Origin of the sequence: Aliidiomarina halalkaliphila, assembly GCF_007096385.1 — a bacterium.
Taxonomy (GTDB): domain Bacteria; phylum Pseudomonadota; class Gammaproteobacteria; order Enterobacterales; family Alteromonadaceae; genus Aliidiomarina; species Aliidiomarina halalkaliphila.
In genome coordinates, this window is the sequence record NZ_VJWL01000005.1 from 71,440 (window position 1) to 92,377 (window position 20,938).

The following is a 20,938-nucleotide window of genomic DNA, read 5'->3' on the forward strand; positions in this document are numbered from 1 at the left end:
TTAATTTCGAGGCTTGCAATTCATGACACCTAACGCAAATGCGATTGCAATGAATCTTACCCAAGTGCGCCAGCAAATCACTGACGCTGCTCAAGAAGCAAACCGTACTCCTGAAAGTATCGCACTTCTGGCGGTCAGTAAAACGAAACCTGTGTCAGCGATCCGCGCAGCCTACGCTGCAGGGCAGCGTCTTTTTGCGGAGAACTATGTGCAAGAAGGGGTCAACAAGATCCACGAATGCCAAGATCTCGATGGAATCCAATGGCATTTTGTCGGGCCCATCCAAAGTAACAAAACCAAAGACATCGCCGAGCATTTTGATTGGGTTCACAGTATTGATCGAGAGAAAATTGCGCGGCGCTTGAATGAACAGCGTTTACCTCGCCAAGCACCGCTGCAAGTCCTCATTCAAGTGAATATTGATGATGAAGCAAGTAAAGCGGGAATCACGCTTCATCAAATAGATACCCTAGCTAGCTTTATTCGATCCTGCCCCCACTTACAGCTGCGGGGATTAATGGCAATTCCGCGGGCGAATAGTAGCGAAAATGAACAAGCATCGTCTTTTTCTGCACTTCAACACGCTTTTCTTGAGTTACAACAAGGCGATCCCAAAGTAGATACATTATCCTTAGGGATGAGCGGCGATTTAGCATCGGCAATTAAATATGGCTCAACCATGGTGCGTATTGGCACCGCTATCTTTGGAGCCCGAGAACGCAACGCGTAGTACATGAACGTGCGTCCAATTATCAACAAAGAAGGAAGTAACATGACCTCATCCAATGTTCGGACCATCGGTTTTATCGGTGCGGGCAATATGCCCCAAAGTATACTCGGTGGCATGGTGAAAGGCGGATATCCAACCACCGCAATCATGGCTAGCAACCCGAGTCGGCCGAAGCTTGATATGTTGGAAGAAAAATACGGGATTTACACAAGTCAGGATAATCATGAAATAGCGGGCAAAGCCGACGTTATTGTCTTGTCTGTGAAACCTCAGTTAATGCGCGACGTATGCGCAGATCTTGCAGCCCATGTTCCTGATTTAGATGAAAAACTTATCATCACCATTGCCGCCGGGCTACGTTTCGAACGCTACTACGAGTATTTAGGGAATAATATTACCCTTGTACGGGTGATGCCCAATACACCATCATTGGTTGGTGAAGGTGTGTCTGGATTGGTGGCCGACGATAAAGCCACGCAAGCGGATAGAGACTTTGTCACCCAAGTGTTTAATTATGTGGGTCTGACATTATGGCTCGACAACGAAGATGCCATCGATGTACTTGGCGCAGTCGCAGGGAGCGGCCCTGCTTACTTCTTTGAGTTTATGCATGGTTTGCAGCGCGCTGCAGAAGATTTAGGGTTTGACGCTGAGCAGGCCCGTGCCATGGTTCAACAAACGGCATTTGGAGCCGCTAGAATGGCCATGGAAAGTGACTTGTCATTAGTTGATCTACGTAAGCAAGTCACCAGTAAGGGCGGCTCTACGGCGAAGGGTATTGAGGTATATCAGAACGCTCAACTGAGCGATATTTCTAAGCGAGCGGTTGGTGCTGCGGTAACGCGTAACCAAGAAATGGCTAAACTTTTTTAAAGGAACTCAGCAATGAGCAATGGTGCTACTTTTTTAGTACAAACGATATTCGATCTCTTCATTATGGCGGTTATTTTGCGTTTATGGATGCAACTGGCCCGGGTCGATTATTTTAATCCGTTCTCACAATTTATCGTGAAGATCACCAGCCCTGTATTGAATCCTCTGCGTCGAGTATTCCCTACGCTTGGTCGCTTTGATATTGCTGCCGCTTTTCTCGCAACAGCGCTCGCAGCACTGAAAATTTTTGTAATTGTACAGATGCAAGTCGGTGCATTTCCGTATTCCGTGCTAAACCTATTTATGGCATCCATACAAAGTGTGCTGATCATCACCTTACAATTGATGTTCTGGATATTAATTATTCGAGCCATTTTGAGTTGGTTTAGCCAGGGGCGCAATCCTATCGAGTTCGTGTTTGCGCAGTTAACTGAGCCGATGCTTGCACCGATCCGACGCATTATTCCACCTATTGGTGGGCTCGACTTATCGGTACTCGTGCTTATCATTCTTGTTCAGTTTGTCCGCATTTCAATTATGGGAGCGGGTTAATATGATGAAACGATGGTTGTGTCGCCTCACGCCAATTGCATGGCTTATTGCGTTAGCGGTGCTTGCATTGCTTTCGTGGCAAGCCGTTGCCAATGAGCAAGGCGGCCAATATGAACGCTTTGGAAATTGGGAAGTGCACTATATTGCATTCCCAAGCACCATGCTCACCCCAGAAATCGCGAATGCTTATAATGTGCGTCGTAGCGGTTCACGTGGGGTAGTGAATATTTCTGTGCTCGACGCAGAACAAGAAGGGAAACCTGGGCAGCGTGTATCCATTTCAGGTTATGCGCTAAACAATTTAGGACAACGCCAGAACTTAAGTTTCCGCCGTTTTATTGAAGAGCCCGCGATTTACTATATCGCTGAGGTTTCTCATGTAAACGAGGATCGCCTGCGCTTCTTTATCACCATCAATCACGGTGACCGCAGCGAAGAGTTACGTTTTGTGCATACCTTCTATCGCGACTAAAAAAAACCGCCCCACGAGGTGAAGGGGCGGTTTTTCAGTTTCGTAAATTGTCTAGAGCTCTACCGGTTTCACACCAATCTTCAAAATGACCCCGTCGTCGCCCACTTCTCGGGCAGTAAACATTAAGTTCCCCAGCTTGATATGGTCACCCACTACCACTCGGCGGTGAAAGCGCTTCTTAAAGATGTCGTTAATTGATGTATCCAGGTCTTCTCCGCCATCTTCCGGCAACACGTAGAATCCAGCCAGGTCGGCCAGAGTGATTTCCCCGTTAAGCACAAAATCACCAAAGAAGCTTTTCTTGTTAATACGAGAATTCGTTCCGGTGCTTCCCAACACTTCCGAAATCTTACTCATATCATCAGAGCGGGCCAATATCATTAACGCATCGCCCGAACGCAACATCGGGTTCACGGCGCTCCGAATCCATTGCTCGTTTCGGATTAAACCAACAAAATCAGCCTCTCGGGGTAAATTAATCTCATCCCAATGATGGTCTGCGGCAGCACTATCTTCGGTAATATTAAACACAGCGATCTCGAGCACTTCACTGGCGTGCACCGCATCTAACGGTGTGCGGTAATCCGGTTCCGGCTCTTGTGGAATTTCCAGCCCCATCTTGCGAGCGACAAAAGCAATGCTCCAGCCCTGCACCACTAACGACACCAACACAACCACAAAGGCTATCTCAAAATAGAGTTGCTGGTTTTCCAACCCCGCAATCCAGGGGAATAACGCCAGAACGATAGGAACTGCACCGCGTAACCCCACCCAACTAATAAAGAATTGATCACGCCAGGGGAAACGGAATGGCGCGAGGCTAATGATCACGGCAATAGGACGCGCCACAAAGATGAGAATCGCCGCTAATGCCAGAGCTGGTAAAGCGATATCAAGAATAGACGACGGTGTCATCAGGATGCCCAACATTAAGAACATCACGATTTGAGACAACCACGCGAGTCCGTCGTGAACACGTAGAATATGCATCACTTGCGGCAAGCGTGAATTACCGACCAAGTACCCCATGAGGTACACCGCAAGAAAGCCGCTCCCGCCGAGCTGTGCGGTTAATCCAAACACCAAAACACTGCCAGACACAGCGAGCAGTGGAAAGAACGATACGTGCAGGGTGAGTTGCCTACAGCCATACACAAAGAGCTTACCAGCACCGAAGCCGACCGCAGCACCCACTAATGCTTGCTGCAAAAATACAAACAGCACGGTGGCGTCCATAGGCGTATCTGGCATCGCCAGCACACTCACCAGAGTGACTGTTAACATAACGGCCATAGGGTCATTACTGCCTGACTCTATTTCTAGGGTAGCGGCCACCCGCTCTTTAATGCGTAAGCGTTGCGATTGGAAGATGGAAAATACTGCCGCGGCATCGGTTGAACCCAATATAGCGCCTAGCAGAAGCCCTTCAATCCAGGAAAAACCAAATAGGTAAGCGGCACTTACCCCCGTAATTAAACAGGTGATAATGACCCCTACCGACGAGAGCATCGCCGCCGGTGCCAGGGCCACCCGAAAACGCTCTGGGTGGGTACGTAAACCACCATCGAAAAGTATAATAACAAGAGCAACCGAACCGATTAGCAAGGCCACATCGGGATTATCAAACTGTAATCCGAGCAAACCATCTTCGCCGGCAATCATACCGAGCACTAAGAACACCAGAAGCAGCGGAGCACCTACACGCACAGAAACTTGTACCGCGAGAATACTCACGAATAACAAGGTACCGGCAATTAATATCAGTAGGTTTACTGCATCCATAGGCTGCTTAAAATCTCCGTGTCTAACTCGCTTTGCTTCCGCGCGATTTGAGCGGATGAATCGATAATACCACAGGGGGCTAACTGCGCTATAATGGGCAGCGGATTTATTTCCTCCGGATTTAATTCACTAAGCAATTGAAATGTGTACAAAACAGGATTTTTCCATGACCACCTCTTCGCGCCAACTCGTTCTCGCAACCGGCAACCCGGGTAAAGTGTCTGAACTTTCAGATTTGCTAGCCCCCCTAGGCTGGTCTGTCACCCCACAAACAGAACTTGGGGTGAGTGACGCCGAAGAAACCGGATTAACCTTTATTGAAAATGCGATTATTAAAGCCCGTCATGCCTGCATGACTACCGGTCTTCCCGCTCTTGCCGATGATTCTGGTTTAGCCGTACATGCCTTAGGTGGCGCTCCCGGTATCTATTCGGCACGCTACGCAGGGTCTAACGCGACTGATCAAGATAACTTAAATAAGCTACTTGGTGCCTTAAAAGATGTTCCTGAATCTCAGCGACACGCAGAGTTTCATTGTGTATTGGTTCTCATGCAGAGCGCGGATGATCCAACGCCTCTCGTCTGCCATGGTCGTTGGCCTGGCCGCATTGCCTTTGAGCCCTCCGGGAGTGGCGGTTTTGGTTATGATCCAATTTTTATTCCGAATGAGAAATCGTGCACCGCGGCAGAGCTGGGCAAAGACGAGAAAAAGCAACTAAGCCATCGCGGTCGCGCATTGCGCTTATTGCTTGAGGCATTAGATCACTGATGGCCTCTCCCCTGCCAATGACACTACCCCCACTAAGCCTGTACGTTCACATTCCTTGGTGTGTACAAAAGTGTCCGTATTGTGATTTTAACTCTCATGCGCAGCCGGAAGTAATTCCAGAAGCCCAATATATTGCCTGCTTGCTCGATGATCTCGACGCCGACCTGATCTACGTACAGGGACGCGCGCTTTCCTCTATTTTTATTGGCGGCGGTACACCGAGCTTGTTCTCCGCAGAGGGTATCAAAAAGCTACTAGCCGGTATTCAAGCTCGTATTCCATTTGCCGAGTCCATTGAAATTACCCTTGAGGCCAACCCCGGAACCTTTGAAACTGAACGCTTCGCGGGATTTCAAAAAGCCGGCGTGAACCGCTTATCCATCGGTGTGCAATCTCTGCAAGAAGAACAACTGAAAAAGCTGGGGCGCATACACGATCCGCAACAAGCACAAGTGGCTGCACACCATGCCGCAAGCCTTCCGTTGCATTCGTTTAATTTAGATCTCATGCATGGGCTCCCACAGCAAACGCTGGCCACTGCCATGGCCGATCTGGAAGGGATCATTGCCTTAAACCCGCCCCATATTTCCTGGTACCAGCTGACCATTGAGCCCAATACCCTGTTCGCGAGCAAACCACCGGTGTTGCCTGATGATGACATCCTCTGGGACATTTACGAACAAGGCCACTTGCGCTTAGCCGCTGCGGGTTACCAGCAGTATGAAGTAAGTGCCTATGGCAAGCCCGGGCACCGCGGGCAACATAACTTAAATTATTGGCGCTTCGGTGATTACCTCGGCATTGGCTGTGGCGCCCATGGCAAAATCACCCTACCCGAGAACGGGAAAATTATTCGCACGGAAAAAATCAAACACCCGCGCGGATATCTCGACCTAACACGGCCTTACCTATTGCGGCAATGGGACGTTGCTACAGACGATCGCGTGTTTGAATACTTTATGAATCGCCTTCGGTTGCTTGAACCCATTCCCAAACAGGAGTTTAGTGAGCGTACCGGGTTGCCAGTTGAGCTCGCGGAGCAGGCGTTGAACAATGCGATTCGGCAGGAATTAATTCAAGACGGGGATAGCAGTTGGCAAACAACCGCCCGAGGGCGGTTGTATTTAAATAAAGTGCTCAGTGATCTACTTACCGACGATTAATTAAATGGCAGTAAATTTCATGTCCCACACCCCATGCCCCAGACGATGACCACGTTTCTCAAACTTGGTTAACGGCCGCTCTTCTGGGCGCGGAATATAGGTGTTATCTTCGGACTGGTTTTCAAAACCAGGGGCCGGAGTCATCACTTCGAGCATGTGCTCCGCATAGTTTTCCCAATCGGTGGCTAAGTGCAGCACGCCTCCATGTTTCAATTTTTGGCGCAACAACGCCACAAATGCAGGTTGAATCAATCTGCGTTTGTGGTGGCGTTTTTTGTGCCAAGGATCAGGAAAGAAAATCTGCACCTTGCTTAAACTACCATCGAGCACGGCCTTCTCTAACACTTCCACCGCATCGTGCTCAATCACCCGCAGGTTGGTTACCCCTTGGGTTTCCGCTTCAAGCAAACAAGCGCCGACCCCAGGACGATGCACTTCGATACCGACAAAATTCAATTCCGGCGAGGCCTTGGCCATTTCCACCAGTGACTGGCCCATGCCAAAACCGATCTCAAGCACCACCGGATGGTCGTTGCCAAAAATAGTAGTGAACTCAAGTGGCGATTCAGAGTAATCAATACCCATGGTTCCCCACTGGCGCTCCAAAGCACCCGCTTGGCCTTTGGTCAACCGGCCTTCACGGCGCACGAAGCTGCGCACTTTACGGATGTAAACACCCGCTTTACTCTGTTCTGGTGAGGAATTCTGCTCTGTCATCGTTTCTGAACCTGTTACACTCGGTTATTCATAACCAGATGGTCAATTTCTTTAGGGTCGCCATTATCCAATCTGGCGTCGGAAAAACAAGCAAACTTGTATGATTCAGCCAAAAAACTTTGTCAAAACCGTTCTCTCTTGGCAAGCAGCGCACGGCCGCCATCAATTACCTTGGCAGCATCCTGCCACGCCCTATCGCGTGCTTGTTTCAGAAATCATGCTACAACAAACCCAAGTGGCGACGGTTATCCCCTATTTTGAGCGCTGGATGACCCGTTTTCCAACCTTGCAAAGCTTAGCAGACGCCAGCGAAGATGAAGTGATGGCATTGTGGCAAGGGTTGGGCTACTACTCGCGCGCTCGCAACTTGCAAAAAGCCGCGCGCTTTCTAGTGGACACCTATAACGGCGAGTTTCCACAGGAATTAACCGACATCCAATCCATTCCTGGAGTCGGCCGATATACCGCGGGAGCGATAAAATCGTTCGCTTATGATGAGTACGGCCCTATTGTCGATGGCAATGTGCGTCGACTGTTCTGCCGACTCTTTGGTGTTGAAGGTGTACCTAGCACCAGCAAAGTGGATAAGGCGCTCTGGCAACTCGCCGAAGACTACACCCCTAATCAGAACAATCGGCGCTTTGCCCAAGGGTTACTCGATCTTGGCGCCACGCTGTGTACCGCCCGCAATCCAAAGTGCACGGAATGCCCTTTTGCAGATCACTGCGTTGCCTTACATACAGGGCGAGTCTCTGAGCTTCCCACGGCAAAGCCGAAAAAAACTATCCCAAAGCGAACTGGGCATTTTTTATGGCTACAGAAAGACAGTGAGCTCTACCTAGAGAAACGCCCAGAGCATGGTATTTGGGCCTCGCTATGGAGCCTCCCAGAACTTGGCGAGGCACCTACAAATGCAACGCTTAAAGGCTCGTTCCAGCATACGTTTAGCCATTACAAGTTAGATGCAAAGATATGGACCCTAACCACCATACCTAACGATACCGTCGCTGAAGGCAAAGCAGACAAATGGGCGGCATTTGATGATCTTACCGATATTGGTTTACCCGCCCCAATACGCAAATACATTGAACAACATTCACGGTAAGTGACGATCATAAGAAGCCCATTGTGGTATGATTTAGGGCATAAACTTAGTGCAACAGGGCTATCCAATCGCACTCGTGAAAATATTGGAGATTAGCATGGCAAGAACCGTTTTTTGTCAACGATTACAAAAAGAAGCAGAAGGTTTAGACTTCCAATTATACCCTGGAGAGCTCGGACTTCGCATTTACGAGAATATTTCCAAAGAAGCTTGGGCTGAGTGGCAAAAAAAGCAAACCATGCTGATCAATGAAAAACGCCTGAACCTTATGGATCCAGAGGCTCGTGCACTCATTGAAAAGGAAATGGTCGCGTTTCTATTTGAAGGCAAAGATGTTCAAATTGATGGCTATGTACCACCTGAAAAATAAGGCAGTTCACGCACATAACTTATAAAAATACCGTGAATTGTGTGTATAGCGAATGAAAATGCCATTTACAGCCATTTTACTGGGCCGTCGGTGGTGATAAAAAGCTCCCTGTGGTAAACTGCGCGCCTCGATTGACCAACAGGGAGTCTCTATGAAAATCCCAGCCTGGCGAAGAGCAGTGATTAAAGTCGGTAGTGCTCTTATCGCGCCAGATGGAAACGGGTGCAGTTCCAAATATCTTCTCGCCATCGCTCGCTTTATTAATGAATGCCGTGAGCGCGGACAAGAAATTGTCCTGGTGTCCTCTGGATCCGTTGCAGCAGGCCGACATCACTTCGAATTTGAGCACAACAACGTGCCGGTAGTCCTCAAGAAAGCTATGGCAGCTGTCGGACAAACCCACGTCATGGAAAGCTGGCAACGCTTTTTCGATTTCCCCTGTGCCCAAGTCCTCATGACCCACGATGATTTACGCGACCGCGAACGCTATATCAGCATTCGTAACACAGTAAATACCTTACTCGAGCATGGCATTATGCCCATCGCTAACGAGAACGATGCACTGGCAACCGATGATTTAAAAGTAGGTGATAACGATAACTTAGCGGCCATGGTCGCCACGGTTGTCGATGCCGACGCCCTGTTTATTTGCAGTGACATCGATGGTCTGTTTGATAAAGACCCCAACAAAAACAAAGACGCCACATTGATTCCAACCGTGGAAGAGATTAATCAAGATATCTATGCACTAGCTGGCGGTTCCGCAAGTGCTGTAGGTACTGGAGGTATGCGTACCAAAGTGGAGGCCGCCGAGAAAGCGACGACCCATGGTATCGATACCTACATATTGAATGGCCGCAAAGGCAGCAAGTTCGAAGTGCTTTTACGCAACGAGAACCCTGGCACGCTGTTTAAGGCCAAAGAAAACCCGCTAAGTAATAAGAAACACTGGTTGCGGCATACCTTGATCGCGCAAGGAGAAGTGCTTGTCGATTCAGGTGCCGTCAGTGCATTGCGCAATGAAGGTGCTTCATTACTGAGTTCGGGTATCGTCGATATACAAGGAAACTTCGATCGCGGCGATGCAGTACTCATCCGTAGTGCAGAAAACATGGAAACGATCGCTAAAGGTATATGCCGGTATAGCTCCCATGAGCTGATCCATATTAAAGGACAATCCGGCAGCGCCATCGCTGAAGCATACGGGTATAGCCCCATCAGCGAAGTCATTCATCGCGACGATTTAATGTTATGGAGTAAAAAATGAGTAACCAATCGCTAACGAATACAGAATTAGCCAATGATATTGCCAAACGTGCGGCCAAAGCGGCACGTTCAATTGCTACCTTGTCTACCAACGACAAAAACAAAGTATTGCAACGCATGGCCGACGCCATCCGCGCCCATGCCGAAGCTATCTTGCTCGCCAATGCGGAAGATTTGCGTGCGGGTGAAGCGAAAGGCCTTGATGCCGCCATGATGGACCGCCTGGCCCTTGATAACGACCGTATCGAAGATATGGCCAGCGCTATCGAAGAAATTATTGCCCTGCCTGATCCAGTGGGCGAGAGCTATTTGTTGGAAGAACGTCCAAACGGGATGCGGGTCGATAAAATGCGCATTCCATTGGGTGTGATTTGCATGATTTATGAAGCACGCCCCAATGTCACCGCCGATGCCGGTGCCCTGTGCTTTAAATCAGGCAATGCCGTTATTTTGCGTTGTGGTCGTGAAGCCATCGGCACCAGTAAAGTCATTGCTGAAGCCATGCATAGCGCAATCGAAGCAAGTGGTCTGCCAAAAGACGTCGTTACCGTGGTCCCTACCCCGGATCGTGACTTAATGGCTGAGCTGCTAAAGCAAAGCGATCACATTGATTTGGTGATCCCACGCGGTGGCGAAGGTTTAATTCACTATGTGAGTGATAACAGCAAGATCCCAGTCATCCAGCATTACAAAGGCGTGTGCCATTTGTATGTGGATAAAGACGCGGATTTAGATAAAGCCCTACAGCTGTTACTCAACGGTAAGACTCAGCGTACCGGCGTTTGCAATGCCCTCGAAGGCTTACTCGTACATGCGGATGTTGCCGACACCTTCTTGCCAATGGCCGCGAAAGCCTTAGCCGATAAGCAGGTAAAAATTCATGCCTGTAACAACTCCATTGCGCATTTCAACGATGCCGAAACTATCGCTGATGATGCCTTTGGTGTTGAGTATTTGGCGCTAGAGCTCGCGGTGCGTACCGTGCGTGATTACGATCATGCGGTCGAACATTTGGATCAGTTTTCAAGCGGTCATACCGATGTGATTTGCACTGAAAACGAAACCACCGCACGCCGCTTTATCGCGGATATTGATTCCGCCGTGACTATGTGGAACACCTCATCACGCTTTTCTGATGGTGGCCAACTCGGTTTAGGCGCGGAAATCGGTATCTCAACCTCGAAGCTACACGCTTATGGGCCAATGGGATTACAATCCCTTACCACAGAGAAATTTGTGGTTACGGGCACGGGTCAGATTCGCGAATAGCGGTTGACAGCGGCCGCTAAAACGAGTCTAATACCGCCCGCATCGTCAGATGCACGGCATGCCCAGATAGCTCAGTCGGTAGAGCAGGGGATTGAAAATCCCCGTGTCGGTGGTTCGATTCCGCCTCTGGGCACCATTATTTAAGGAAGCCTGTCCATTCGGACAGGCTTTTTTGTATCTGTGCCCCGGCGTCATCTTCGATTATGGAGTATCTACCGACAAGGGGTTTATGTTAGAAAAGTGTCCTAAATGGGGAAGTTTACAAAAGGCTTTCTGAAAAAGAGAAGCTTAATAGACGCTATCTAAACTTAGTAAATAATTAGACAAATTTTATTTCAGTTACTACGCTTATTTTTCGTCGTTAGTATAGATTTTTTAGAAAAGTGATTATATGAATAAGTTTCACTCAGTGTTTTTATTGATATTTACATTATTTTTTAGCACTTCTGTTGTAGCGGGAGACATAGTTACAGTCTGCCCTGCATGCACTTCTGATCAGTCATACATAGCTACTGCTACTAATGCTTCGCTTGATGATGAGGATTTGACTCAGGCATTTAACAAAAAGGTATTAATTCTTAATACCGGAGAAGATGAAGGGAGAGTGTACTCGGTTAATTTCACACCGGAAGAATCAGGTTTTCCGCAGCAAACAAACGATGGTACATCGATTAACACCAACTTCATCCGAACAGACTATGATTGATGAGGGTTTAGTGGCGTACGCTGCAATTGATAATGAATTAAGCTTGGAGCATATAGTCCCGACGACTGAAGTTCCGTCAGCTTATGACATCATTCTCTACTCATCTAGAGAAACCAGTGTCATCGATCATTATATGAATGAGAGAAATATATTGCAGACAGTTTCGGATTTCCGCTCAGCATTTGTTACTGTATTCACAAAATTTTTTAATATTACAGGTATTAGAGTTATTACATTCGAAGACGGCTCTCAGGCCGTATTTGAAATGAAAATCGTTGTCAATGCAAGCTCGTGGCGAGAGCAAGTCGAATTCACATTGATCAAGGTGATTGATGAAAATGGGAATGTTGTAGACATTGACGAAAACGGTAACCCTAATTTCGCCGGAGCTTTCGATTTCGATGAAGGTTCAAGCGCGATTGATGCTTTTATCAATGCAGCTATTCGAGCGAATATCCCAATCGTTTCGGATGATTTTGCATGTCTAGACAGCGTATGCTCGGTTACTATTACAGACATAGGAACTGATGATGATTGATAACTTTACTGATTTTGCGCTAGCATTACTCCTTATTTCCGCTCTCGTGTTTGTAACTTTGCTCCCGTTAATAGTATGGACGTTCTGTCAGGAGGCACCGAGACCTAGTTGGCAGCTTGCGGTAGTATTTGTGTTATGTTTACTGTTTCTGCCTGTAGGCGTGCTCTTCGTGATTATTTATGTGCTGAATATTATTATCACTCATAAAGCTAAGATTAGATCAAAAAGGGAGAGTTTAGACAGTGAGCGAGCCCCCTCTGAGCCGCCCAATTAGTTTGCAGAAATTGCGCACCTCTAGCATATTTACACGTCTCAGTTGGTTTGCTGTGTGTGATGATCAGATGACCATTAATTAAGGATGTCTCATGCGCGCAATTGGTAATCTGATTTGGTTTGTTTTTGGTGGCTTTATTATGGGGCTATCATGGTGGTTGTTTGGCTTGCTCGCTTTTATCACTATTGTTGGCATCCCTTGGGGGCGCGCTTCCTTTGTGATTGGTCAGCTCGCATTCCTACCCTTTGGTCGCGAAACCATTAGTCGTCGTGAGCTAAAGGGCCACGGTGATATTGGTACCAGCGTCTTTGGTACCCTAGGCAATATTCTTTGGTTTATCTTTGCCGGATTATGGCTAGCCATCGGTCATGTGATATCGGCATTGTTCTTCTTTATCACCATTATTGGCATTCCATTTGGGATCCAGCATCTGAAACTTGCGGGTGTTGCCCTCGCCCCTATTGGCCAAACCGTTGTTCCTATCGCCGTCGCACAAGCGGCGCGTCAGCACAATGCCCAAGAAACTGTGGCACGCTATCGCAAGAAGTCTCACTGAACTCGGTAAGCTGCGAGGAGGAAAAATGCACTATTTATTGTTTTATACCGATTTGACGAAGAACTACGTAGAACGCCGGGAAGCATTTCGCGACGATCATTTAGCGCATGCGCGAGCTGCAGTCGCCCGCGGTGATTTAGTATTAGGTGGTGCACTAGCGGACCCGGTAGATGGCGCCGTATTGCTCTTTCAAGGCGATAGCGCAGAGGTCGCTGAGGCGTTTGCTAAAAGCGACCCGTACGTGATCAACGGACTTGTCGGCACTTGGTCAGTGCGGCCATGGACAACCGTGGTAGGTGCCGACGCTGCGGTGAAGTTACCGAGCTAAAAACCCCCTGCACATTCCTTGGAAAACTGAAGAAGCCCTTGAATACAGGCTATGTTTGCCATGCCGTGATCAAATCCAGCGACGCACCCTGCCCTTGTATTGCTGATACGCGTGACCGAATTTCTCTTTCAAAATACGTTCTTCAGGAAGAATTTGAAACCGATTCATGTACCAAACAAATAACGGTAACATCACTAAACTTGCCACATTTCCTAAGTACACGCCTAACCCACACAACAGCAACAAAAAGCCCAAGTACATGGGATTACGTGTGTGTTTGTAAACCCCAGCTTGGACAATCTGACTTGATGCTTCAGGATGCATTGGATCGACTGTTGTTTTGTGTTTATAAAACTGCAAAAAACCAAGAGCCGGCAGCACGATGCCAACAACAACCAACCCAACGCTGACATAGAGTTGCCCGGTAAAGCCAAATTCTGGTCGCGGGAACAACCAACGCAAAATCAGCATATCCGCAACAAAGATTAACACCAGCAACACCGGAGGGATTTTTAATTCTAAGCTATTCATCGATAACAACCTTGTGATGAAAAACGCAATAGTGCGGGTAGAAGTATAGTTAGGATCTAGAGTTCAGACAGGTTTGGATTCCACACCACTTCCCAAAGGTGTTCATCCGGGTCGGCAAAAACGCCACCATACCCCCCCCAAGAAAAAGGCTTTGGCTCGCGCACAATAGTTGCGCCCGCAGCCCGTACCCCTGCAATAATCCGATCGACGTCTTCGGCACTGGACACATTGTGGGCTAACATCATTCCCGCGGGATCGCGTGAGCCTAATGGCAACTGATGTTCCGCAGCAATACTTTCACGTGCCCATAAAGCCAAACGCAAACCCGGCTGCATGTAGAAGAACGCCACGGCTCCATGGGGTATATCTTGCCCGACAATGCCTTTGGTTTCGAGACCTAAGCCATCGCGATAAAAGACGACCGCACGCTCGAGATCATCAACACCCAGCGTAATAAAGCTTATTGAGTGCCCCATAGGTGCGGGCGTGATTTGCGGCTTTTTTTGACTCATAATTTCGCCTCAACAATACGTTTTACAATTGCTTCAGCCCACAACGGATAACCTTTTTCACCGGGATGAAAGCCATCGCTTGCCATCAGCCCTGGCTCTAAAGGAAACGCCACATCCAATACCTCACAGTTGTCGTTCACGGCTGCGACCGTATCCAACTCGCGCGTTAATCGAGATGCTTGCTGCCCTAAGAACCAACGCAGTGGCTGCGGCAGCGCTGGAAAGCTATGCATGGGTGGCACTGCCGTTAAAATAACATGGCGTGCCGAAAATTTGCTGGTTAATAAATCCACCAACGCTTGCTGCTGGCGTCTGAAGCGATAGGGTCTTACGTTGCGGGTTACATCATTCACCCCTAACGACGTGATCACCACATCAAAGTCTTGGCGTGGACGCAGATGCAGTTTAATCAGCGCCATGGCTGTGGTATCCCCATTCTTGGCCCATAAGCACCAATGGATACGACGACCAGGAAAGGTATGTTGCAAGCATCGTAGCAGTTGCCCACTTAATGCTTGCTCCTGCCGCTCAACACCTACACCTGCGCCAGCAGAGTCGCCAACAATTAACACCCGTAACGGAGAGACATCAGATTGCGTGTCGGCAGCCCCTTCGATTACCCCTTCGCGCGGTCCTTCAGGTTCTGGAAGCCGCGGCGTGTGTGTGCGCACATAGCGTGCCTGCTTTAACAATGCGGGAGCCAGTATAATTTTCGCGAGGGATGTCAGCATGGATTGTCGTTATTCCGTTGAATTAGTGTTAAAACTATACCTGATTTCGACTAAAAACTTCGAACAAAATGAGTGGAATCTTCGATGTCATCGACCCAGAAAATCGCGCAACATGATTACAGCACAGATGTATTAATCATCGGTGGAGGCATCGCGGGCATTACGGCGGCCTTCGAAGCCTTGGATGCCAACCTGCGCGTAATTTTAGTCGATGCAGAACCAGAAACCGAGTTCGGTGGTCAAGCCAATCAAGCATTTGGTGGCATGCTCTTGATCAATACCCCGGAGCAGCGCAAAAACGGAATCAGCGATTCGCCGGAATTACTCTACCGAGACTGGTGCGTAGCGGCGCAATTTGGTGAACAGGATGTTTGGGGCAAGCGCTGGGCGTACGAGTATGCCTATCATTGCAAATCCGAGATTTACGATTGGTTGCAGCACCGAGGTATCCGCTTCTTCCCGGCAGTGCAATGGGTAGAAAGAGGCAATCATGGCGATGGTAACTCCCGCCCCCGCTACCATATCGCTTGGGGTTGCGGCCGCGGCATCGTACAAACACTGATTCAGCAGCTTCGTACACATAAAAACGCAGCGAAGCTCTCCTTATTGTTCGAGCATCGTGTTGAATCGCTCACATTAGCGAAGAACGGAGTCACCGGCTGTGTTGGCCTAAATGCTGAAGAGAATCAGTTTAGGGTGCAGGCGATGTCCACGGTGGTCTGTTCTGGCGGTATCAATGGCAACCTGGAGCAAGTGCGGGCTCATTGGGCTGATATTTACGGACGTTTCCCAGAAAATATACTCAGTGGGGTATCCCCTGCCGCGGACGGATCCGTTCACCATGCGGTTTCAGAGATTGGCGGTCAGGTGATTAACCTTGGCTATATGTGGAATTACGCAGCCGGCATTGCCCATCCTCAGCCCCAGTTCCCGCACCATGGTCTTAGCCTCATTCCGCCCCGCTCTGCTCTCTGGTTTAATGCCCATGGCGAACGCATTGGGCCTATGCCCATGGTGACCGGTTTCGATACCCATGACTTGTGCAAACGGACTGGGCAGCAACCAGGCCAATATACATGGCAAGTCATGAATTGGCGGATTGCCGCAAAAGAACTCGCTATTTCAGGTACCGATGAGAATCCACATTTCCGTGACAAAAAAATACTCAAAGTAATTTGGCAAACATTGCGCGGTAATCACCGTTTGGTGCAATGGCTCACCGATGAATGTCCCGACGTTGTTATGGCGGACACGCTCGAGCAACTCATTGAGAAAATGCAGGCCCTTGAACCCCGCATCGCTATTAATGGAGAACAACTGGCGGCCGATATTAAACACTACGACAATCAAATTAACGCTGGCCCCAGCTTCTGGAATGACGACCAGTTACGCCGTATACAACAACTCCGTCAATGGCGAAGTGATCGCTTACGTACCTGCAAGTTTCAGAAGATCATGGACCCGAAAGCTGGCCCGCTTATAGCTATTCGAGAGCGTATTATTAGCCGCAAGAGTATGGGTGGCATTCAAACCAATCTTCAGGCGCAGGTGCTCGATGCCAAAGGCAGCGCGATTCCTGGGCTATTTGCAGCGGGCGAAGCTGCTGGGTTTGGCGGGGGCGGGATAAGCGGCATCCGTTCCTTAGAAGGCACTTTTCTGTCCAACTGTATTTTTAATGCGCGCCGCGCAATTCAGGCTATCACTCACATCTCAGAACAGAGTAACGCGCTGGAGCGCAATGGGAGTTCATTATGAAAAAATCAGGCGCAGCTTTGGCGCGGTACGCCTTAGAACAACTGGGAGTCACTCACACTTTTGGCATTCCCGGGGTTCACAATACCGAGCTGTACGATGAGCTCAATGCTTCCGAGCAAATTCATCCGGTACTCGTTGCTCATGAAGGCGGTGGCGCCTTTATGGCAGATGCCGTGAGCCGTATGGGAGAGACCATTGGTACTATGGTTATAGTGCCCGCCGCAGGCGTCACTCATGCCGCTAGTGGTATCGGCGAAGCGGGTCTTGATGGCATTCCAATGTTAGTTATCTCCGGCGGTATTCATACCCAAAGTGGTCACCGTTATCAGCTCCATGACATGGATCAACACACACTGCTTTCACCAATTACGAAAGCCACGTTCCGTATCGAAAGTCATGCGCAAGTCATCCCGACCATATATGAGGCCTATCGCATTGCTACTTCGCAAGAACCAGGGCCCGTGTTCGTTGAGTTGCCATACAATATTGGCAATTTCCTCGGAGAGGTTGAAGGCATGCCGGCGTTCGAAACCAAAGGTGCCTCGCCCCAAGTTGATAAAACCTTGCTCAAACAAGCCGCCCAACTGCTCAGCAATGCATCGAAACCAGGGATTTTTGTTGGCTGGGGCGCTATTCCGGCAGCGGATGCTTTAATTGAACTGGCGGAATATTTAGGGGCGCCCGTCTGTACAACGTTACAAGGCTTAAGTGCGTTCCCGGGCAATCACCCATTGCATACCGGGATGGGGTTTGGGGATTATGCCGTGCCAGCGGCCGCGCAAGCATTTGCCGACTGTGATTGTCTGCTTGCCATTGGCACACGCTTCGCAGAAATCCCCACGGGTAGCTATAGCATGCCGGTTCCTGAGCAATTGATTCACCTCGACATTAATCCAGAGGTGTTTAGCGCGAACTTCCCAGCGAAGATTGCGGTTCCCGGTGACTCGCAACAGTCTGTCCCTCTACTTCTCGAGGCATTGAAAGCCACGATGGCGCCCCGCGACCATACGCAGTTGAGTCAATTAATTGCAGATGCGAAAGCCAGTTATAAAAAAGAATGGCTTGATTACGATAGTGGCGAGCGCGTTAACCCTGGGCTGTTCTTCGATGTACTTCGGCGCCAGCTCGAGGACGATGCCATTCTCGTGGCCGACGACGGTAACCATACATTTTTAATGGCGGAGTTAATGCCCGTGCATGGCCCGCGCCAATTTATTTCACCCAGCGACTTTAATGCCATGGGATATTGTATCCCAGCAGTGATTGGTGCCAAGTTAGCCAAACCAGATCGACAAGTGGTGGGGGTTGTTGGTGATGGTGCGTTAAAGATGACCGGACTGGAGCTATCAACAGCGAGTCAACTCGAGCTCGGCTGTGTCGTCTTCGTGTTTAATGATGGTGAGCTATCGCAAATTGCCCAGGCTCAGGAAATTCCATACAACCGGAAAACCTGCACTGTGCTGAAGCCGCTAAACATCAAAGCGCTAGCAGAAACTACCGATTGTCGGTTTATGGATCTGAGCAACAATGAAGATTGCGAGCGCGTTGTTGCTGCTGCGCTCAAGGCAGCCCACGAAGGTGAGACCGTGCTTGTAGACGTGAATATTGATTACAGCAAACGCACACGATTTACCCGAGGGGTAGTAAAGAGCACCTTAAAACGCTTTGAAACCAGAGATAAAATACGTGTGATTAGCCGCGCGTTGATTCGAAAAATAACCGGTTAATTGTATCAAGGAGCTCTCGCCAGTGAGGGCTCCAGCACTGCTGCTTTAATTTTCGTAATGCAGGGCAGCTTGCCGCACCCGCATGGCAATGTCTTCTCGCAAATACGTTGGCGCTAACACTTCAACGAGCTCACCCAATGATAATAGCCACCAACGAAGTTGCCACGAGTCATTTACAGTGGCTGTCAATTGCGTCTGGGCTTCCTGAGGTTCTAGCGCCTGATCACGACTTAGCGGGCTTTCCCTCAGTAGCCGCACAATATCATTACAATGCAAATTGACCCGTAACTGAAGGGTTTTCCCAGAGCCAAATTGAAAGGCTCCCTGCGCTAAATAAGTTTGTAAATCAAAGCCTTTCGGAGGCTCACAGGCCACCTCGACTATTTCCGCCGAAGACATTCTTTGTAAAGCAAACATGCGCACATCGCCATAGCCTTCAACCCGCGCGATCAGATAAGTCACAGTGCCGCGCTGCACAAGTCCCAGAGGATGTAATCGCATTGCTTTACCCGTGTCTTGCCCCATTCCATGATAGAGCACTTGCAGGCAGTGCTCATGCAAAAGAGCCAGCTGAACTTGATTGAGTACCTGCTCATCAATATGCGGGGGTAACTGAGGTAACGCGGTAGGAACGTGCGCGACTTTCTTGCTCCAGTTGAGCAGTTTTTGGTCGTCTCCTAAGCTATTTAACTTTGCCCGAGCAAGAGCAAAGCGCGGCTGCACCGCTTGCAGTACAGATTGTGGCAACAATGGATTGAGCGCTTCTTCCACTAACGTGAGTGACATAGCTTCGGCAAGCGACAAGCCTGGCAGATCCGCACTGGCATCGCGCTGCCAGTACCAGCCAAAAGGTTTGCTCTTGTCGTTACATTGAATAGGGAACAGACAACTTAACTCTCCTAAGTCTCGTTCCACCGTGCGTTTGCTGACATCAAACCCATCGTCTTTTAAACGCTGAGTCAATTCGCTACAGGTGATACCGGGCCCTCGGGAGGGGAGTTGCTTTAATAGTTCCCATTGACGGGTAATTGTCTGTCGGGTTCCTTGCGCGCTCATCGTTCTCTCCATGAAAACTAGACAACTAAACTGTACCCTGCTGCTATTAACTTCCGCAAGCTTTTCCTAATAAAAGGCGTCTTGCGCCTGTTGTTCGATTAATTGAACCAATTGTTCGCGCACCCAGACAATTCGAGGATCTTGGTGATAACGTTCGTGCCAATAGAGATAAAACTTAACTGGACGTTGCTGAATACTTGGTGGCAACTCCCGAATCACTAAGTCCCGTCCTACTGCAATACGCTCTGCCAATTTTTGCGGCAAGGTGAAAATGAGGTCCGTGTGCTCAAGAAAATCTGCAACCGACGTAAAGCCAGCTAAGCGCACCGCAACACGTCGCGATAAACCTACTTTCTCTAACACGCCATCCATGGAGCCAGGTCCACGCCCAGTAATAGATACTAATCCATGGGGAGCGGCGGCATAGTCTTGTACGGAAAATTGTTTGCTTGCTAATGGATGATCGCGCCCCATTAAACACACCACGGGCACCTCTTCTAGCATACGACGATGTAATGAATGTTCCGCGCTCATAGGATGTAAACCACTTAAACTGAAATGAACTTCATCTCGCTCAAGCATGGGAAAGCTATCCGCTTCTTGGCGCACAACTTCAAAGCGCATATAGGGCGCGTGCTTACGCAAATAACGAATCAGCATTGGAAAGTACAAGCCTATCTCCAGATCTAATCCAGTGATGCGAATCAAACTGGTATCGGTTGCCGGATCAAATTCAGGCGGCTCCACTAAACGATTTAAATCCCGCAGCACGGGCTGCAGATCCAAGGCTAATTTTTCCGCACGAGAAGTGAGCAACATGCCTGCCCCACTCCGCACTAACAAGGGATCAGCAAACCCCTCCCGTAGCTTCGCTAGAGCGCGACTCACCGCCGGTTGACTCATATTGAGCTTTTCTGCTGCCCGCGACACATGCCGTTCACTTAACAACACATCAAGTACCACAAGCAGATTGAGGTCGAGATCACGAAGGTTGTTTGATATCACCTGATTTCCCCCAAAAATTTTCCCATGCGCATATTTTATATTCAATTATGACATAAACCATTACAGTTTAATCCAATATATGGATAGCTAATTTCTATACCCATTGCGCATACAAAAGTCAGTACCCTAACCGTCAAGTATGCTAGTCTCT

Annotated in this window: 23 protein-coding genes and 1 tRNA gene; 17 read left to right on the plus strand and 7 right to left on the minus strand. The window is 49.0% G+C overall.

The window, feature by feature from the left end:
- The first annotated feature begins 22 nt into the window (after positions 1-22).
- The 4 genes from FM042_RS11470 to FM042_RS11485 are packed head-to-tail and all read left to right on the plus strand — an operon-like array spanning position 23 to position 2,627.
- The gene (locus FM042_RS11470; protein ID WP_143236585.1) at positions 23-730 is read left to right on the plus strand and encodes a YggS family pyridoxal phosphate-dependent enzyme; all 708 of its coding nucleotides are present in this window, start codon (positions 23-25) and stop codon (positions 728-730) included.
- A 42-nt stretch (positions 731-772) separates the two neighbouring features.
- The gene (proC, locus tag FM042_RS11475; RefSeq protein ID WP_143236586.1) at positions 773-1,603 is read left to right on the plus strand and encodes a pyrroline-5-carboxylate reductase; all 831 of its coding nucleotides are present in this window, start codon (positions 773-775) and stop codon (positions 1,601-1,603) included.
- Between the two features lie 12 nt (positions 1,604-1,615).
- A complete protein-coding gene (locus FM042_RS11480; RefSeq protein ID WP_143236587.1) occupies positions 1,616-2,155 on the plus strand; it encodes a YggT family protein in 540 nt (179 codons plus the stop codon).
- A gap of 1 nt (position 2,156) precedes the next feature.
- On the plus strand, positions 2,157-2,627 hold the full coding sequence (locus FM042_RS11485; RefSeq protein WP_232366433.1) for a DUF4426 domain-containing protein: 471 nt from the start codon (positions 2,157-2,159) through the stop codon (positions 2,625-2,627).
- Between the two features lie 51 nt (positions 2,628-2,678).
- Here the strand turns inward: FM042_RS11485 and FM042_RS11490 are convergent, their stop codons facing one another.
- The gene (locus FM042_RS11490; protein ID WP_143236588.1) at positions 2,679-4,409 is read right to left on the minus strand and encodes a potassium/proton antiporter; all 1,731 of its coding nucleotides are present in this window, start codon (positions 4,407-4,409) and stop codon (positions 2,679-2,681) included.
- Between the two features lie 166 nt (positions 4,410-4,575).
- Here FM042_RS11490 and rdgB point away from each other — a divergent pair, with 166 nt between their 5' ends.
- Both rdgB and hemW read left to right on the plus strand, forming a co-directional pair.
- Positions 4,576-5,178, plus strand: coding sequence for an RdgB/HAM1 family non-canonical purine NTP pyrophosphatase (gene rdgB, locus FM042_RS11495; protein WP_143236589.1), 603 nt, complete (start codon positions 4,576-4,578; stop codon positions 5,176-5,178).
- Positions 5,178-6,341 (plus strand): radical SAM family heme chaperone HemW, encoded by a 1,164-nt coding sequence (hemW, locus tag FM042_RS11500; protein ID WP_143236590.1) that lies wholly within the window; start codon positions 5,178-5,180, stop codon positions 6,339-6,341. Before rdgB ends, hemW begins: the two co-directional genes overlap by 1 nt.
- On the opposite strand, the gene trmB is transcribed toward hemW, so the two are convergent.
- Positions 6,342-7,058 (minus strand): tRNA (guanosine(46)-N7)-methyltransferase TrmB, encoded by a 717-nt coding sequence (gene trmB, locus FM042_RS11505; RefSeq protein WP_143236591.1) that lies wholly within the window; start codon positions 7,056-7,058, stop codon positions 6,342-6,344. It abuts the gene before it with no gap.
- Between the two features lie 100 nt (positions 7,059-7,158).
- Between trmB and mutY the strand changes: the two genes are divergently transcribed.
- From mutY to FM042_RS11550, 9 genes are all read left to right on the plus strand, one after another.
- Positions 7,159-8,163 (plus strand): A/G-specific adenine glycosylase, encoded by a 1,005-nt coding sequence (mutY, locus tag FM042_RS11510; protein WP_143236592.1) that lies wholly within the window; start codon positions 7,159-7,161, stop codon positions 8,161-8,163.
- A gap of 97 nt (positions 8,164-8,260) precedes the next feature.
- Positions 8,261-8,533: an oxidative damage protection protein gene (locus FM042_RS11515; protein WP_143236593.1), complete on the plus strand. Its 273-nt coding sequence runs from the start codon at positions 8,261-8,263 to the stop codon at positions 8,531-8,533.
- A 151-nt stretch (positions 8,534-8,684) separates the two neighbouring features.
- Positions 8,685-9,800, plus strand: coding sequence for a glutamate 5-kinase (proB, locus tag FM042_RS11520; protein ID WP_143236594.1), 1,116 nt, complete (start codon positions 8,685-8,687; stop codon positions 9,798-9,800).
- On the plus strand, positions 9,797-11,068 hold the full coding sequence (locus FM042_RS11525) for a glutamate-5-semialdehyde dehydrogenase (protein WP_143236595.1): 1,272 nt from the start codon (positions 9,797-9,799) through the stop codon (positions 11,066-11,068). Before proB ends, FM042_RS11525 begins: the two co-directional genes overlap by 4 nt.
- Before the next feature lie 60 nt (positions 11,069-11,128).
- Positions 11,129-11,204, plus strand: a tRNA-Phe gene (locus FM042_RS11530).
- A gap of 255 nt (positions 11,205-11,459) precedes the next feature.
- Positions 11,460-11,774, plus strand: coding sequence for a hypothetical protein (locus FM042_RS11535; protein ID WP_143236596.1), 315 nt, complete (start codon positions 11,460-11,462; stop codon positions 11,772-11,774).
- Entirely contained in the window at positions 11,767-12,312 is a 546-nt protein-coding gene (locus FM042_RS11540) for a hypothetical protein (protein ID WP_143236597.1), read from the plus strand. The genes FM042_RS11535 and FM042_RS11540 overlap by 8 nt, the downstream gene beginning before the upstream one ends.
- 365 nt (positions 12,313-12,677) lie before the next feature.
- Entirely contained in the window at positions 12,678-13,142 is a 465-nt protein-coding gene (locus tag FM042_RS11545) for a YccF domain-containing protein (protein ID WP_143236598.1), read from the plus strand.
- Between the two features lie 25 nt (positions 13,143-13,167).
- Positions 13,168-13,470 (plus strand): YciI-like protein, encoded by a 303-nt coding sequence (locus FM042_RS11550; protein ID WP_143236599.1) that lies wholly within the window; start codon positions 13,168-13,170, stop codon positions 13,468-13,470.
- Positions 13,471-13,539: 69 nt separating this feature from the next.
- On the opposite strand, the gene FM042_RS11555 is transcribed toward FM042_RS11550, so the two are convergent.
- Genes FM042_RS11555 through FM042_RS11565 form a run of 3 tightly spaced genes read right to left on the minus strand, consistent with a single transcriptional unit; the run spans position 13,540 to position 15,244 of the window.
- Positions 13,540-14,001: a methyltransferase family protein gene (locus tag FM042_RS11555; RefSeq protein ID WP_143236600.1), complete on the minus strand. Its 462-nt coding sequence runs from the start codon at positions 13,999-14,001 to the stop codon at positions 13,540-13,542.
- A gap of 56 nt (positions 14,002-14,057) precedes the next feature.
- Positions 14,058-14,513, minus strand: a complete 456-nt coding sequence (locus FM042_RS11560; protein ID WP_232366434.1) for a VOC family protein — start codon at positions 14,511-14,513, stop codon at positions 14,058-14,060.
- The gene (locus FM042_RS11565) at positions 14,510-15,244 is read right to left on the minus strand and encodes an SGNH/GDSL hydrolase family protein (protein ID WP_143236601.1); all 735 of its coding nucleotides are present in this window, start codon (positions 15,242-15,244) and stop codon (positions 14,510-14,512) included. The genes FM042_RS11560 and FM042_RS11565 overlap by 4 nt, the downstream gene beginning before the upstream one ends.
- An 84-nt stretch (positions 15,245-15,328) precedes the next feature.
- Here FM042_RS11565 and FM042_RS11570 point away from each other — a divergent pair, with 84 nt between their 5' ends.
- Together FM042_RS11570 and FM042_RS11575 are read left to right on the plus strand one after the other, a co-directional pair.
- The gene (locus FM042_RS11570) at positions 15,329-16,999 is read left to right on the plus strand and encodes an FAD-binding dehydrogenase (RefSeq protein ID WP_143236602.1); all 1,671 of its coding nucleotides are present in this window, start codon (positions 15,329-15,331) and stop codon (positions 16,997-16,999) included.
- A complete protein-coding gene (locus FM042_RS11575) occupies positions 16,996-18,726 on the plus strand; it encodes a thiamine pyrophosphate-binding protein (protein ID WP_143236603.1) in 1,731 nt (576 codons plus the stop codon). Before FM042_RS11570 ends, FM042_RS11575 begins: the two co-directional genes overlap by 4 nt.
- Positions 18,727-18,771: 45 nt before the next feature.
- Here FM042_RS11575 and FM042_RS11580 read toward each other — a convergent pair whose 3' ends face one another.
- Both FM042_RS11580 and FM042_RS11585 read right to left on the minus strand, forming a co-directional pair.
- Positions 18,772-19,782 carry a helix-turn-helix transcriptional regulator gene (locus tag FM042_RS11580; RefSeq protein WP_185960788.1) on the minus strand — a complete coding sequence of 337 codons (1,011 nt, stop codon included), beginning with the start codon at positions 19,780-19,782 and terminating at the stop codon, positions 18,772-18,774.
- A 66-nt stretch (positions 19,783-19,848) separates the two neighbouring features.
- A complete protein-coding gene (locus FM042_RS11585) occupies positions 19,849-20,787 on the minus strand; it encodes a LysR family transcriptional regulator (RefSeq protein WP_143236605.1) in 939 nt (312 codons plus the stop codon).
- Positions 20,788-20,938: the final 151 nt, after the last annotated feature.